Origin of the sequence: Lysinibacillus sp. G4S2 (assembly GCF_030348505.1) — a bacterium.
In the GTDB taxonomy this organism is placed as follows: domain Bacteria; phylum Bacillota; class Bacilli; order Bacillales_A; family Planococcaceae; genus Lysinibacillus.
On sequence record NZ_JAUCFJ010000002.1, the window covers coordinates 4622920 to 4638195 of the forward strand.

The window sequence follows — 15276 nt, forward strand, 5'->3', positions numbered from 1 at the left end:
GGAAATTTATGATGGTGTTTATTTACATATCAAAGGAATTCATAATAATAAGTTAAAACCACCAGGACAAGTGTGAACTGGTGGTTTCATTTTGATTGTCTGTCGCCCATTCTTACTCCTTTACAATTTCCTTTAATCCTGTGATATCTATCCCGTTTAAGGCTTGAGTTGCCAGGCGATCTGCTTCAGAATTTTCTTTACGTGATATGAGCATGTACTCCGGTTGAATATTAAGTTCCTCTAGCTTTGCATCAATTTTATCTGCCCAGCTAGATAAATCCTTTTCAAGTGCTGGCCATTCCCCACTCAATTGATTGATAACTACTTGGGAATCACCAGTGAAACAAACAGGCAAATGATGAACGTTCAATAGTTCAAGCTCCACTAATCCTAAATAAAGCGCAGCATATTCTGCCTCATTATTCGATTTAAGCACTGACGAAAAGGAATTTTGTCTTAATCGATATGGCTTGCCATTTTGCTCATAATAAATAGCAACGCCTAATCCCGATTGTTTTGTTGCAAGATCAAAACCGCCATCAAAATAGACTGTAATATTGTGTGGCTCCGTGTCAATTTCTTTTAAATATGCCTTTAATTCCTTTAGGGACCAACTTGTATCCTGTCGATCAATACACTGTAGTGACTTTACTCTCCCTGTTCGCTCCATGTCCTCTGCTAGTAGTAATGCTTTAGCTGCTGGCATTTCTTCTGAACGTAATACTGTTTCTGCACCTTTTGGCGTTTTATAAATCCATTCAATGATTACATGCATAGTATAACCTCCAATAATATTGAGCGCATAAAGTGAAAACGTGCTCCGGCTTGCGGAAACACGTTTTTCTTCTTACTTGTTATATGTGCAACTATTAGTATATTTATTCCTAAGAGAACTATTTGCTCAGAATCGCTCGCTGATAAAGTATTCACTTGCGCTATTTCGCAGGGGGAATTTGGTTTTTCGCCGCTTGGGTGTTCGGTTCCGCCGCTAAAATCTGGGTTTCCACCGCTTGGGCGTTCGGTTCCGCCGCTAAAACCTGGGGTTCCGCCGCTTGGATGCTCGGTTCCGCCGCTAAAACCTGGGTTTCCGCCGCTTGGGCGTTCGGTTCCGCCGCTAAAACCTGGGGTTCCGCCGCTTGAGAGCTCGATTGCGCCGCTAAAACCTGGACTTCCGCCGCTTGGATGCTCGGTTCCGCCGCTAAAACCTGGACTTCCGCCGCTTGGGCGTTCGGTCCCGCCGCTTAACCTGGACTTCCGCCGCTTGGACGCTCAATTCCGCCGCTAAAATCTGGGGTTCCGCCGCTTAAGCGCTCGATTCCGCCGCTAAAACCTGGGTTTGCGCCGCTTAGGCGCTCAATTCCGCCGCTAAAATCGGGGGTTCCGCCGCTTGGATGCTCGGTTTTGCCGCTAAAATTTTATTATAAAAACGCTGTTAAAATTCTTCATACAATGCTTGTATAGGTTTTACTAAAATGCGGTTTACCTCTTCAATTAGCTTACTTAACTGCATTTCTGATTCAATCATTTTGGTAATTTTTTCATTTTGTTGAGCTAGCTGTGCTGTTTTTTGCGCATAGATTAGCTCATCTTCCAGTAAATCCTCGCCAGCTAATTGCTTTTGTTGTAAATCCATTTGAATCTTACGGAAATTTTTGAATAGATTCAATGCCGCTTCATCTTCCTTAACAACTGCCACCGCTTCTTTCAAAGCTTGAAATTCAGGTGTTTTACGGAAAGTAGCCTCTAACGTATTAATGTCATTGTAAATATTAATCATAAACATATTTCTCCTTTTTAAATAAAGTAAACAATTAACCCTTGCACAATCCCAATCAATCCACCAAGAACTGCACCAAGTACTGTAATCATTTTAAACTCACGTTTTGAAATACCTAATACAAGCTCTTCTAATTTCGATACTGGGAAAGAATCAACCTGCTCACGTACTACTTCTTGTAGATTTAAGCGTTCCAAAACATCTTCTAGTTTTTCTTCAGCTTTTACAAAAGCTTTTTCGATAACTTGTGGAATTATTGTTTCCTTCATCCATGAATTTCCTTCTGGCCAGTAATGCGAAATTGGCTGATTCAAGCGCTCTTCAACTGCTAATTGTTCTTTTACATAAGTTTGCAATTTCGATAATATCGGTTCAAAGTGAACATCCTGTAAGAAATCCATCGCTGGGCGCTCTTTTAATTTCTCCCATTCTTGTGTAAAAATTTTCGTTAATAAAGCTGAAGTTCCTGGTCCTTGCAAAAATTTCACAAGCTCACGCTGAACCTTTGCCACGAGCGAAGAAGAATCACCTAAAAACATATTAATCATTCCGCCAAGCGATCCTTTTGACGATAAAAAGTCATCGATCATCGCCTTAATCGTCATTTCGCCCTCAGGTGATAAAAAATAATCCTCACCCTTTTCTAAAATATGACCAACCGCTACTGGAATCTTTGCATCAATTGCATTTTGAATATCTGCTGATAGTAGTGTACGAATTGATTTCGTTGATAGTGTATTCTTAACTGATTCAAATTGTCCCTCGACAATTGCTTCAACCTTTTGTTCAATTGTTGCTGACATATTGGAAAATCCAGCTAATGTTAGCCAATCCTGAATCGTTTTATCATTTGTAAAGATCGTTTCTTCGACCTTTGTCTGTACAAACTGTTCAACCTTTTCCTGAATATCCTTTGAGAAAAATTTCTTTCTAAAGGTTTCAGGTGTTAATAAATAATTTACAACCGTAAGTCCAAGTTGCTTCGCTAATTCGTCACGTCGCTTTGGAATAAGACCTGGTGTAAAAGGGACTCGCCAATTTTTAATATATATAGCTTCATGTGGTCGGAAAAGCATTTTAATGGCTAGATGATTCGTTATACCACCGATTGCAGCTCCAATGACTGCCATAAATATTAATGTCACTAGAAAATTATCCATTAGTATCCTCTCATTTCAATTGTATTCACTTTTGGCGTATTTTGTCGCCTAATGCACTCATTATAGCAGAGCAATGATTTTCGACGAAAGAAATATCTCTACTTAATTATGTCTAAACATATACATCTCTACTCATGCCGTGTTCTCTAAAGTGATTAGTTGCAAAATTCCTACTATACTTGAATAATAAAACTACATATATAAGAAAAGGGGTTTGGTTATGATTCAGCATTTCAGCTTTAAGCCTTTATTTGAAAATTCTCAGCTCCCAGGTTGGTCTATTTCATTCTTTTATCAACGAGAACGTTATACAGCAGAATACTTAAAAGATGGCGTTATACAATGGAATGGAGCTATCCCTCCAAACGAAGAGGATGTAAAAAAAATGATTCATGAGCTAATGTTGTACCATGTTTACGAATGATCATTTCACCTTGGCGTAATTGTAGCTGTCGCTTCGCTTTAGCATAGATAATAAATGCGTCTGGAGGATATATTTTCATTCAGTAGGTGTTTAGACTTCTCACAATCTTCAATTGTAGAGTCTTCTGCCGAATGAATATAAAAGTAATATTTTCCTGCACTCTCACTGTATAAATACACCTATTTTATACTATTTTCTGCATTGCTATTATCTTAAAATTGTTTAAGTATATTGAAATTCCCTTATTATTCTTATACCATTTATGTTATTAAGTATTAAATGTTTTTTTATGCAGGGGGCAATTTCAATGAGTAAAGTCACTCTTTCGGATGACTTAAACAGTTATAATTCAAAAGCATTAATTCGTGCAAAAGTAAAAGAAGTTTTTTCTGAATTTTCGGCTAAAATTTTCGAGTTAGTAAATGAAGCTGATACTATTGATAGTAAAAAATTTGAGGTTCTTTCTGGCTTTAAAAGTGATTTTTACAATGAATATTGTAGTCAATTAAAAGCCTTTTTCAATTCATCAGCAAGTACTCTAGGTAAAAGACCTGTTAAGAATATGTATTTAACGTATAGCGGCAAAAATTATATTTTTACACAGCAAGGTATAACAGAAAAAGCACCTGTTACAATTTCACTTTACTCAGGTGAAATACCGTTAAAAGAAACGCTATACGATGTGGAAAAAGCGTGCTTGAAATTACGTTTTCAACAAAATTAATAATTTAAACAGAAGGAGCCACCTCATACGAAATGAGATGGCTCCTTGTTGCTATTAAAATAATTCATTTAAAAAAATCTGCAAGTAAAGCTCTCTTGAGATTTTTGACGTGTCGTTTTATATGAGATGCAAATGCTTCCTTCTCTAAACAAACTATCTTCTTTGCTCCATTAAAGTTAGCATAACGGATTTTTATTTTCAATCATTTGGTGTTTGAAAATATTATTTTTTTCCCTATTTACGGATTGAAAATCAAGTGAAAAAATTGTTGTCAATATTTGTGTTTTCCTTTTAAATATTTTATGATTGATTCATCCAACAATTTTTTAAATCATAGGAGGTGTACACTTTGTTTACTTCCCTCATTCGGGCGGGAACAAAGGAATTATTTGGACGGAGACATATTGGAAATAACCATAAGGTTGGCGGCATTCGCCCTACTAATAATAATGACAGGATTTTTCGTTGCAACTGAATTTGCAATCGTTAAAGTAAGGACTACACGCATTGACCAATTACTTGCTGAAGGAAATAAAAAAGCAAAAAATGCAAAACGTGTTGTTTCAGATTTAGATGAATACTTATCTGCATGTCAGTTAGGTATTACTATCACTGCTTTATTTCTAGGTTGGCTTGGTGAGCCTACATTTAAGATTATTTTGAATCCAGTGTTTGAATTTCTAAATTTGAGTGATAGCTTTACATCTGTCCTTTCATTTATTCTTGCATTCTCAATTGTAACGTTTATGCATGTTGTTATGGGGGAATTGGCGCCAAAAACATTAGCCATCCAAAAAGCAGAATTTGTCACATTAAATCTTTCTGGCCCATTAATTTTATTCCACAACATTACTTATCCAATCATTAAGCTTTTGAACGGATCTGCACGTGCTTTAACTGGTCTTTTCGGCTTAAAAATGATGTCAGAATCAGAAGTAGCGCACACTGAAGAAGAGTTGCGTATGATTTTGTCGGATAGTTTAAAAGGTGGAGAAATTAATAATGCAGAATATGAATATGTTAACAGTATTTTTGAATTCTCTGATCGCCTTGCGAAAGAAATCATGGTCCCACGTACTGAAATCGTCGGAATTGAAAAAGAACTAACGATTAAAGAAGTTTTCGATCTAATGGGTGTTGAGCAATATACTCGTTACCCAATTATCGATGGTGACAAGGACCATATTATCGGCTTAGTCAATATGAAGCACTTATTAACTGCTTACATTAAAAACCCAGCAAATGGCGATAAACTAGTGATTGACTATATGCAGCCGATTATTCGCGTTATGGAAACGACACAAATTAATGATTTGCTACTAAAAATACAGCGTGAACGTATTCATATGGCCATTTTAATGGATGAATATGGCGGAACATCTGGTCTAGTTACGATTGAAGATATTATCGAGGAAATTGTCGGCGACATTCAAGATGAATTCGATGAAGATGAAATCCCAGAGGTTCAGGAAATTGCAGAAAATCATTTTATTTTAGATGCAAAGATGCTACTAGAAAATGTTAATGATATGCTAGGTACTGACATAGAAGATGATGATATTGATACAATTGGCGGTTGGTTCATGACAAAACGCTTTGATGCGGTCGAAGGAGACAGTATCGAAGAGCAAGGTTATAAATTTATCGCAAAAGAATTAGATGCCCACCATATTCTATACTTAGAAGTTCTGAAATCACCTGAACGTGATTTATCAAATGAAAACGATGAAGACTAAAAATCCGCCAGAGGACGTAACGTTCTTAGACTGAGTTCCTCTATTTCAGCGGATGTTTGGACTCCTGATAAAATAAGTGAATTTGCCTTGTCGTATTTGCCGTGTTACTATGAAATCATGCTTATATGATACAGGCTATAAAAATGGTGTTTAGCTCACAACCTATAATGGTGGGAGCTTCTATTGAAATAAAGTTAATAATACGCGAAAAACGACTCCCTTACACTGAGAAGGGAGTCGTTTTATAATGCCCGAAAGTTTTGCAAGGAGGAAACAAATTGGAGCTCTATACAAACTTACGTCAAGGGGAAAAAGGTGCTTGGTTATCAATCGGTACATATTTAATATTGAGTTCAGTAAAGCTAACGATTGGCTATATTGGGACATCGGAAGCACTAAAAGCAGATGGATTGAATAATACCACTGATATTATCGCCTCCATTGCTGTACTCGTCGGATTGCGAATTGCCCAAATACCACCTGACTCTAATCATCAATACGGTCATTTACGTGCAGAAACCGTTGCGTCACTTGTTGCATCGTTTATTATGCTAGTCGTTGGCTTACAGGTACTTTTTAATTCGATCAAAAGCCTCTGGGAGCCAACTGGCACAGAACCATCACTCTTAACAGCCTATGTGGCAATCGGTAGTGCAGTAGTGATGTATATTGTCTATCGCTATAATTTGGCATTATCCAAAAAAATAAAAAGCGCTGCTGTTAAAGCGGCCGCCTATGATAATCGTTCGGATGCCCTTGTAAGTATAGGTACAGCAATCGGGATTTTTGGAGCAATTTTCGGTTTTCCTATTATCGATACATTAACAGCACTGCTCGTTGCACTTATTATTATTAAAACAGCTGTAGAGATTTTTTGGGAAGCTGTTCAAAGTCTTACAGATGCTTTTGATATTGACGAAGTCGAAACATTATCTGTATTAATACGTAATGTTGACGATGTTATCGAGCTTTTGGATTTCAAAGGCCGCTCACATGGCAATATGTACTTTATAGACGTAACTGTTACAGTTGATCCTTACTTAAATGTTTTTGAAAGCCACCGTATCACTGAAGATATTGAAAAAACTGTAATGAGAGAATGTCCATTTTGCCAGGTTCTTGTGCATATAGAACCACATACTGAAGTAATTCCTCCAGCTAATGACAACAAGTCTCCTACCAAATGATTGGTAAGAGACTTGTTTTATTATTTAATCGCAATATAAATATCGACCTGAGCTTCTTGTGGGTTGGAGCATCGTTCATCGTACAGTTCGAAGTCACCGGTATATGTTCGTTCTACCTCTGAGTTTGCAAACCAAGCCCAGACATTCTGCCATGCTTTCACGACAACTTCTTCAAATGGACCTTTTTCAGAAGTAAATACTAAATATTTGGCAGCTGGCACTGTTTTTACGACCATACCCTCTGGAACTTCATCAGCAGCTACTACTTCCATTCCAAGTGTAATTGAATACTCTCCATTAACATCCGTTTCATAGTCAGAATAAAGACCGTACGTTATTTTATTTACTTGATTAGGTATTTGTCCCACAACATTTTGCTGATAAAAATCCGTCCATAATTGTGGGATTTTTGCTTGAGAAGTTATTTCATTCGCATTACTTGTTCGCGCTGAGATTCCTACGATTTGAAATGATTCTTTATTCATGACAACTGGTACTTTTATGTCATGCTTTCTCCATCGCTTTAAGTTTGGTAAAAAAGGAGACAACATTTGGCGCGCTTCTTCCTCCGCCATTCCATCTTCTTTTAAATGTGGTACACAAACTGCGATCATTTCTTCTACTGTCAGATGTGGCTGCTTGAACTCTCCTAGTTCATAACAATATGTGCAATAATCCTGACTTTTGTGTCCTTCTTTTTCTGTACCAAGTAATGACTCATCCACTAATGGCATTCCACAGCTTTGACAATAACTTTGCATCATTAAATCCACCCTTCGTTCTATTTGTTTTGACTATAACAAAGGAAACCTGACATCTGTATGTCATCAATTGTATGGAAATTAATTTTTTTTATATAATTGCACAATTTCCTGTGCTCGTTTTTGCACAACCTCACTTATATGAGGTGGCTCTAATACTTTTACTCGGTGGCCAAAACTAAGAAGAAAGCCATATAGCCATTCATCCTCAGGCAATGAAATTTTTATAGTGGAACTCTCATGATCTACATGCTCAGCGCCAAATGATTCTTCTACTAATGTTGTTATTGCGGAATCAAAAGACAACGTAAGGTTTACTACATTTTGAGGGCGATGCCATTCTTTATCCCATGGGAGTTCGGACAAGTTAACTTCTTTACGCTGGAAGGTCGTCATCTCTTCTTTTAAATTCTTCATCCTCGAAATTTTAAATAAGCGAAAATCTTCTCTCCATGTGCAATAGCCGTAAACATACCAAACCTTCCCTTTTTGGACTAACGTGTGCGGCTCCAATAATCGATTTGTTATGTGACCATGTGTAGTGGAATAGGTGAAACTTACACAATGTGCCTGTTCAATTGCTTTTTTTAATAATGTAATCTGATCCTTAAAAATAACATTTGGTCCCCATGGGCTTAGGTCAATAAATAGTTGGTCAATCGATTGTTTTATTTTCTCATCAGCAACACTCGTTAATTTTTCAAGCACTGCTTCGGCATGTGAATCTTCATATGTTGTTAGTGCACTTTTGATAGCAATAGAAAGTGACGTAAGCTCATCCTTCGTCAACACCTGCTTATCGACACGATAGCCATCAATTAAACTAATCCCTCCATTAACACCCTGTTGACTAATGACAGGAACCCCAGCACAGCTCAGCGTTTCGATATCTCGGTAAATAGTACGGACTGACACATTAAATAAATCGGCTAGCTCCTGGGCCGTCACCTTTTTACGATTTATTAAAATCATCGTCATCGTTAAAAGACGCTCTACTTTCATCTTTGTGCTCCTTCCTTTATTTTTCTATGTTTATGGCTCTTCACCAAAACGTGTGGTTGATTTCAGTTCCGACTGGGCGCTTTGTAGCTGACGCTTCGCTTTCGCACAGAGCAAAGCTTCCTGGGGGCGTCCGATGAGCCGCTTCACTCGCGTTGCTCGCTCCAGGGTCTCATCTGTGACGCTGATCCCCAAGGAGTCGCCCAGTCGGAACGAAGATCAACCTATATGGCATACGTTTTAAGAAATGTCATCCACAACTTTTGGTGATGAGCCATGTTTATTACTTTTTACAGATGTGGTGATTAACCATTTTTACACATACGAAGAGGCTGATTTCCCCTACTCGCTTTGTCGCTGCCGCTTCGCTTTCGCGCAGATAAAACATTTGTTGCTGACGGTTCGCTTTCACGCAGAGCAAGGCTTCCTGCAGGCGTCGAGTAGCCCTACGCTCCAATTAGTTGAAATGGAAATATATTAGCAAAATAGTGGTAAAAAATCCTTTTATCGCTCAATAATAAACCTATTTTTTCCCTAATCAACATGCCTGTACTTTTTAATTACTAATTCTCTATCTATTTTAAGTACTTTTTGCGTTTTATGTAATAGTAAGGCTCAACACCGTGTAGTTGATTTCCACTCTGACTGGGCGCTTCGTTGCAGGGTCTCATGTCATCCACAAAAAACGACGGGCCGCTACACTTTGTAGGAACTCGCCGTTTACTTATTTTTTATATTTATTCATTAACTTTTATACACCACTGCCCTCTGTCAGCCCGTGCTTCACAGCATAAAGAGCCGCCTGAGTACGATCCTGTACTTGTAGCTTCGTGAAAATATTAGAAATATGGGTTTTCACTGTTTTTTCTGTAACGAATAAAGAGGACGCAATTTCTCGATTACTTTTGCCTTTTGTGAGCTCTGCTAGCACATCTTGTTCACGAGGTGTTAGTGGGTTTAAAATATGAGGTGCATTTTTAGATTCTTGACGGTCCATTTCAAGAGTCGTTGTTGCTTCTGGATGTAATGTATTTTCGCCTCGCATAATACGACGAATAGACAATACCAATTCATCAGGTTCAATATCTTTCAACTGATAGCCTGCTGCTCCAGCCTCCATAGCTGGCACCACATGATCACGGTCTGAAAAGCTTGTAAGCATCAAAATTTCTATTTTCGGAAACTTAGCTTTAATACGCTTCGTTGCCTGAATACCGTCCAGTTCAGGCATTACTAAGTCCATGAGTATAATATCTGGCTGTATACTTTCTGCTAAAGCCACTGCCTCCAGTCCATTTTTTGCTTCTCCTACAACTTCAATATCTTTCTGTGTTTTTAAGAAAAATAATAATCCACGACGCACAACATGATGGTCGTCAGCGATTAATACACGTATCATTCTCTTTCCCCCTTAATATGGTAAGCGGATTAACAGCTCTGTTCCTCTTCCCAATTCACTCACCCAGTCAGCTTTGCCACCAACTGATTTTGCACGATCCTTTATTGATTGCAAGCCCATCGAAAGTAGCTTATTGTTGTTATCGATGACGAAGCCTCGTCCCTCATCGCGAATAACGAGTAAAATATCTGTAGAAGTGACCGTAATATAAAGTGCCGCTTCCAGCACACCCGCATGACGACGAACATTATTAAGTGCTTCTTGAGCTACCCGAAATAATGTTTCTTCGATACGTGATGGGAATTGCAGTACACCTGAGACTGTTACATGAAGCTTCAAGCCAAGCATTTCAGCATACACTTTTATCGCTTCAAGCAAACCATTTTCTAACCCTTTTGGACGAAGTTGCCAAATAAGAGCGCGCATTTCTGTTAAAGCATCCTGTGTTAAATGCTGAATCTCTTTAAATGTTTCCTTAACATCACAATCATTCGACATTTCAATACCAGCTCTCGCAGTTAAAGTAACTGAGAACAATAACTGGTTTACAGAATCATGTAAATCTCTAGCTAGACGGTTACGCTCCTTTACAAGTGCCATTTCTTGCTCCTGCTTTGTCAGCACAATTCGCTTAATAGCTGACCCCATCTGAAATGCAACCGATTCAAGTAATGCTAGCTCCTCCTCTGAAAAACGAACGGTATCCTTTGATGCAACATTTAAGACCCCAAAACGCTCTTGTCCCGATTGAAGTGGCACTGTTGCATGGTGTGTAATGCCTGCATGATCGCCAACATTTGCTGCAATTGCACTTTCAATTCGTTGACATTCAATAATATTAGAAGCTTTTTTTAATTCCTCATTACGATAGCGGGAAACACACCAACAGCCTCCCTTTTTTAAATAATGGCAATTATTAAACTCCAATGCCTCTGGTAAATTTTCATGAACAACGAGCTCTGACCGCCCTTTTTCATCAATAAAAAAAATCCAGCCTGTTTCAAAATTTGTGCCATTTAAAAATTTCACAAGTGCTCCCTTTAACATCGTTACTATTTCAGTTTCTTCATTTAATAACTCGGCAATCTCTTTTAAGATACTAATATTCGAATGCTCATTTTCCCTCACAAAAACACCTCATCTTTGGCATTACTAATTTTAATGATAACATTTCAAAGTCTGGAACGTCTGCCTTAGCCATTCATACTTTAGACTGAAATTCATTTGAAAAGTATTTGGTTTATCTTGTTAAGATAATTTACTTCTAAAACTAGAACAACTATAATCGAACAAGTACATGGTTATAATAAGGGGAGAATTTATATGTCTAAAAAAGAGGAAAATGGCTTACTATTTATTTGGATTGTCTCTGTCGTTGCAACACTAGGCTCCTTATACTTTTCTGAAATTCGTCATTATGAGCCTTGTAAAATGTGTTGGGTCCAACGAGTTTTCATGTATCCAATCGTCATTATGACAACTATTGCCTTTATTCAAAAAAATGCACGTATTGCTGTAACAACTGCTGTTTTTGCTATTATGGGTGGCAGTGTATCACTATACCATTATGGAATACAAAAGCTTAGTTTTTTAGCTGAAACTGCCCCTGCTTGTGGTGCTGTTTCATGTACAGGACAATATATTAACTGGTTAGGCTTTATTACAATCCCATTTTTAGCGCTAACTGCATTTATTTTAATTGCAGGGACAAGCTTCTATTTAATGAAGGCTGCTAAAACAGCAAATTAATTAAGAGACCGTGTTCTACACTAGGAATACGGTCTTTTCTACGGAGGAAGATATATGTTTCATTATGAAATAAACACTAATAATTTGACAGTCGAGGAGCTATTACGCAATCATTGGCGACTCGGTAAAAAGCTAGTTCATGAATTGCGAATGGCGAAGGCTATCACAACAGTTGACGGAGAGCCTATTCAATGGAAAGACCCATTACAGGCAGGAACTATTATAAAATTTACATTTCCGATTCCGCCATCTAATTATCAACCGACTCCGGTTTGTGCTATAGATGTCGTCTATGAGGATGATCATTGCTTGATCGTTTCTAAACCAAAAGGTATGTCAACTCATCCAAATGATGCACGTGATACCCATACTTGTATGAATCATGTTATGGCACATATTAAAGAGCAGGGTGGCACTTATGCAGAGCATGTCCATCGATTAGATAGAGGGACACAAGGGTTGTTACTTGTAGCAAAGCATCCACTGGCTAAGTCAATTTTTGATCGCATGATTGAGGAAAAATCCATCATTCGAACTTACGCAGCAGAAGTACAAGGAAATATCCGTTCTTCATCAGGCACAATCGCCGAATCTATCGGAAAAGACCGACACCACGCAACAAGACGTGTTGTTTCAAAAACTGGACAGCATGCAGTAACACACTATGAGGTTGTAGCTCGCTATAAAAATTCTTGTGTTGTTCACCTAATTCTAGAAACGGGTAGAACACATCAAATTCGTGTACATTTAGCACATATCGGTCATCCGATTATCGGTGATACAATGTACGGAGCACGAGAAACAGCAAGTGGTGACTATGAGCTCCATGCTATTCAATTGGAATTCGAGCATCCATTTTTAAATAAACAAATCGTTGTAAAGGATCAACAGTAATTATCGCACTGCACTTCCCATTGTTGGACATTAGCTAACAATTGGGGGTGCAGTTTTTTTATGACTTTAGTTTAAGTATATTTACTTAAAATTCTAAAAAAGTATAAATATATTATTCGGCATTTTTTTCATCTGTTTTTTACAGTAATTTTAATATACATTTCCATTATTGGTAATGACGGCGAATTTCTTTCATGATAGAATTAAACTAAATTGTCAGTCATCTGACTATATGAGGAGGAATTCATTAATGAAATGGGTTAAAAGTATTGCAGCAACAACTCTAGCTGCGAGTTTACTAGCTACACCCGGTTTTGCCGCATATGCAGCGGAGACAGCACCAAAACCAACAACTACGAAAGACGATTTCAAATTAACAGTTCTACACTCAAATGACACGCATGCACACGTTGAAGCTGCTCCACAGCGTGCTACAAAAGTAAAAGAACTTCGTGCTGCAAATCCAAACTCACTTCTTTTGGATGCTGGTGATGTTTTCTCTGGTACTTTATACTTCAATGAGTTTACTGGAGAAACTGATATGAAGTTAATGAACTTAATGGGTTACGATGCAATGACTTTCGGTAACCATGAGTTCGATTTAGGATCAAGCCCAGAAGGACATGCTGCACTTGCGAAATTCGTTAAAGGAGCAGAATTCCCACTAGTAGGTGCAAACTTAGATTTTTCAAAGGATCCTTTATTTGATGGCTTACAATTCAAAACAGTCACTAAAGACTTCCAAAAAGGTAAAATTTATAACGGTATTATTAAAGAAATTGATGGAGAAAAAGTAGGTATTTTCGGGCTTACAACAGAAGAAACACCTTCGATTTCAAGTGTTGCTAACGTTCAATTTGCAAACTATATCGATTCTGCGAAAAAAGCAGTAGCAGATTTTGAAAAACAAGGTGTTAATAAAATTATTGCACTAAATCATTTAGGCTTCGATGATTCAAAAGATTTCGATAACGATCAATTACTAGCTGCAGCTGTAGAAGGTATTGATGTTATCGTTGGTGGTCACACACATACAAAATTAGAAAAGCCTGTAAAAGCAGAAACACCATTCAAGGATCCTACAATTATCGTTCAAACAGGTCAATATAGCGAGAATTTAGGTGAACTTGATTTAACTTTCAACGATAATGGTGCAGTTGTTGACTACATCGGTCAATTACATCCTTTAACTGATAAAGAAAAGCCTGTACAACCTGACGCTGAGGCTACAGCACTTTTAGCACCATATAAAGAACAAATTACAAAAATCTTAAATCAATCAACAGGCAATACAGCTGTTTCTAAACTAAATGGCGGTCGTAATCTTTGGGGCGTTCGCGCTGGTGAAACAAATCTTGGTAACTTAATTGCTGATGGTATGCTTGCTGGTGCAAAGAAAATTGATCCAGAAGTACAATTTGCATTCCAAAACGGTGGTGGTATCCGCTCAAGTATTGATGCAGGAGATATCACTGTTGGTGAAGTCATGACAGTAATGCCATTCGGTAATGCTCTTGCTATCGTAAAATTAACAGGTGCTGAAATCTACGAAATTGTAGAACATAGTGTGAAAGAATTCCCGAAAGAATCTGGTGGATTCCTACACTTCTCAGGTTTACAAGTAGAGTTTGATGGTAAAGCACCAGCTGGTAAACGTGTAAAATCTATTAAATTAAATGGTAAAGAGCTAGATAAAGCTGCAAACTATAAAGCTGCAACAAATACATTCACTGCTAAAGGTGGAGACGGTTACGAAACACTGAAAAAAGCTTATGCTGACGGTCGTGTAAGTGAACCTGGTACGATTGACTATGAAATGTTTATCCAACATTTAGATACACTGAAAAAAGTTGATCCAAAAGTAGAAGGACGTATTATTGCAACAATTCCATTTACAGATATTGCAAAAGGCTCAGAAACAGAAGGCTATGTTCGTGATCTTTATTACCGTGATTTAACAAAAGGTACTTCTGCAACAACATATTCACCAAACGCAAACTTAACTCGTGCTCAAGCAGCATCATTTATCTCACGTGCCTTACATCTTGAAGCTAAAAGTCAAGCAACATTCTCGGATATTGCTAACTTAAATCCTGCAACACAAAAAGAAATTACAGCACTTGCTGAAGCTGGAATTGTACAAGGTGTAAATGGTAAATTCAATCCGGATGCAAAAGTAACTCGTGCTCAGCTTTCATTAATGTTTGCTCGTGCATATGACCTACAACATGATGCAAAAACTGGTTTAAAAGCTGATTTCAGTGATATTTCTAAATACGACGCTGAAACACAAAATGCTATCGCACTTATGAAAGACTTAAAGATTGTTAGCGGCGCAAACGGCAAATTTATGCCTGGTAACAACGCTACACGTGCACATATGGCAAAAATGCTTTCTAACTACATTCCTTATGTAAAAGAATCTAAATAATCACTTAAAAATCCCGCTTCTCTAGTTAGAGAGCG

General features: G+C 37.7%; 16 protein-coding genes. 7 read left to right on the forward strand and 9 right to left on the reverse strand.

Annotated elements, in window-relative coordinates:
* Positions 1-112: 112 nt before the first annotated feature.
* The 3 genes from QUF91_RS23600 to QUF91_RS23610 form a co-directional block, all read right to left on the reverse strand.
* Positions 113-775, reverse strand: coding sequence for a ribonuclease H family protein (locus tag QUF91_RS23600; protein ID WP_285399220.1), 663 nt, complete (start codon positions 773-775; stop codon positions 113-115).
* Positions 776-1432: 657 nt separating this feature from the next.
* Positions 1433-1777 carry a YlbF family regulator gene (locus QUF91_RS23605; RefSeq protein WP_285399223.1) on the reverse strand — a complete coding sequence of 115 codons (345 nt, stop codon included), beginning with the start codon at positions 1775-1777 and terminating at the stop codon, positions 1433-1435.
* A gap of 17 nt (positions 1778-1794) precedes the next feature.
* A complete protein-coding gene (locus tag QUF91_RS23610; protein ID WP_289419555.1) occupies positions 1795-2937 on the reverse strand; it encodes a DUF445 domain-containing protein in 1143 nt (380 codons plus the stop codon).
* A 220-nt stretch (positions 2938-3157) separates the two neighbouring features.
* Here QUF91_RS23610 and QUF91_RS23615 point away from each other — a divergent pair, with 220 nt between their 5' ends.
* The 4 genes from QUF91_RS23615 (at position 3158) to QUF91_RS23630 (ending at position 7008) form a co-directional block, all read left to right on the forward strand.
* Positions 3158-3361, forward strand: coding sequence for a YheE family protein (locus QUF91_RS23615; RefSeq protein ID WP_285399226.1), 204 nt, complete (start codon positions 3158-3160; stop codon positions 3359-3361).
* 307 nt (positions 3362-3668) lie between these two features.
* Complete coding sequence (locus tag QUF91_RS23620) at positions 3669-4085, forward strand: hypothetical protein (RefSeq protein ID WP_289419557.1); 417 nt, start codon at positions 3669-3671, stop codon at positions 4083-4085.
* Between the two features lie 422 nt (positions 4086-4507).
* A complete protein-coding gene (locus QUF91_RS23625) occupies positions 4508-5821 on the forward strand; it encodes a hemolysin family protein (protein ID WP_285399247.1) in 1314 nt (437 codons plus the stop codon).
* Between the two features lie 278 nt (positions 5822-6099).
* Positions 6100-7008 carry a cation diffusion facilitator family transporter gene (locus tag QUF91_RS23630; protein WP_289419559.1) on the forward strand — a complete coding sequence of 303 codons (909 nt, stop codon included), beginning with the start codon at positions 6100-6102 and terminating at the stop codon, positions 7006-7008.
* Positions 7009-7028: 20 nt separating this feature from the next.
* Here QUF91_RS23630 and QUF91_RS23635 read toward each other — a convergent pair whose 3' ends face one another.
* From QUF91_RS23635 to QUF91_RS23660, 6 genes are all read right to left on the reverse strand, one after another.
* Positions 7029-7769, reverse strand: a complete 741-nt coding sequence (locus QUF91_RS23635) for an effector binding domain-containing protein (protein ID WP_289419560.1) — start codon at positions 7767-7769, stop codon at positions 7029-7031.
* Positions 7770-7850: 81 nt separating this feature from the next.
* A complete protein-coding gene (locus QUF91_RS23640; protein WP_289419561.1) occupies positions 7851-8771 on the reverse strand; it encodes a helix-turn-helix transcriptional regulator in 921 nt (306 codons plus the stop codon).
* Between the two features lie 30 nt (positions 8772-8801).
* On the reverse strand, positions 8802-8963 hold the full coding sequence (locus QUF91_RS23645; protein ID WP_289419563.1) for a hypothetical protein: 162 nt from the start codon (positions 8961-8963) through the stop codon (positions 8802-8804).
* Positions 8964-9051: 88 nt separating this feature from the next.
* Entirely contained in the window at positions 9052-9180 is a 129-nt protein-coding gene (locus tag QUF91_RS23650; RefSeq protein ID WP_289419564.1) for a hypothetical protein, read from the reverse strand.
* 339 nt (positions 9181-9519) lie between these two features.
* A complete protein-coding gene (locus tag QUF91_RS23655) occupies positions 9520-10167 on the reverse strand; it encodes a response regulator (protein WP_289419566.1) in 648 nt (215 codons plus the stop codon).
* 12 nt (positions 10168-10179) lie between these two features.
* Positions 10180-11295 (reverse strand): GAF domain-containing sensor histidine kinase, encoded by a 1116-nt coding sequence (locus QUF91_RS23660; protein ID WP_285399237.1) that lies wholly within the window; start codon positions 11293-11295, stop codon positions 10180-10182.
* Between the two features lie 195 nt (positions 11296-11490).
* Between QUF91_RS23660 and QUF91_RS23665 the strand changes: the two genes are divergently transcribed.
* From QUF91_RS23665 to QUF91_RS23675, 3 genes are all read left to right on the forward strand, one after another.
* Entirely contained in the window at positions 11491-11916 is a 426-nt protein-coding gene (locus QUF91_RS23665) for a disulfide oxidoreductase (protein WP_285399238.1), read from the forward strand.
* 54 nt (positions 11917-11970) lie between these two features.
* On the forward strand, positions 11971-12810 hold the full coding sequence (locus tag QUF91_RS23670) for an RluA family pseudouridine synthase (RefSeq protein ID WP_285399239.1): 840 nt from the start codon (positions 11971-11973) through the stop codon (positions 12808-12810).
* Between the two features lie 250 nt (positions 12811-13060).
* The gene (locus tag QUF91_RS23675) at positions 13061-15241 is read left to right on the forward strand and encodes a 5'-nucleotidase C-terminal domain-containing protein (protein ID WP_289419567.1); all 2181 of its coding nucleotides are present in this window, start codon (positions 13061-13063) and stop codon (positions 15239-15241) included.
* Positions 15242-15276 lie beyond the last annotated feature (35 nt).

Bases quoted from the DNA above. Each gene is read 5' to 3' on its own strand.
- QUF91_RS23600 (WP_285399220.1), bottom strand. From the start codon at position 775: ATGCATGTAATCATTGAATGGATTTATAAAACGCCAAAAGGTGCAGAA.
- QUF91_RS23605 (WP_285399223.1), bottom strand. From the start codon at position 1,777: ATGATTAATATTTACAATGACATTAATACGTTAGAGGCTACTTTCCGT.
- QUF91_RS23610 (WP_289419555.1), bottom strand. From the start codon at position 2,937: ATGGATAATTTTCTAGTGACATTAATATTTATGGCAGTCATTGGAGCT.
- QUF91_RS23615 (WP_285399226.1), top strand. From the start codon at position 3,158: ATGATTCAGCATTTCAGCTTTAAGCCTTTATTTGAAAATTCTCAGCTC.
- QUF91_RS23620 (WP_289419557.1), top strand. From the start codon at position 3,669: ATGAGTAAAGTCACTCTTTCGGATGACTTAAACAGTTATAATTCAAAA.
- QUF91_RS23635 (WP_289419560.1), bottom strand. From the start codon at position 7,769: ATGCAAAGTTATTGTCAAAGCTGTGGAATGCCATTAGTGGATGAGTCA.
- QUF91_RS23640 (WP_289419561.1), bottom strand. From the start codon at position 8,771: ATGAAAGTAGAGCGTCTTTTAACGATGACGATGATTTTAATAAATCGT.
- QUF91_RS23655 (WP_289419566.1), bottom strand. From the start codon at position 10,167: ATGATACGTGTATTAATCGCTGACGACCATCATGTTGTGCGTCGTGGA.
- QUF91_RS23665 (WP_285399238.1), top strand. From the start codon at position 11,491: ATGTCTAAAAAAGAGGAAAATGGCTTACTATTTATTTGGATTGTCTCT.
- QUF91_RS23670 (WP_285399239.1), top strand. From the start codon at position 11,971: ATGTTTCATTATGAAATAAACACTAATAATTTGACAGTCGAGGAGCTA.
- QUF91_RS23675 (WP_289419567.1), top strand. From the start codon at position 13,061: ATGAAATGGGTTAAAAGTATTGCAGCAACAACTCTAGCTGCGAGTTTA.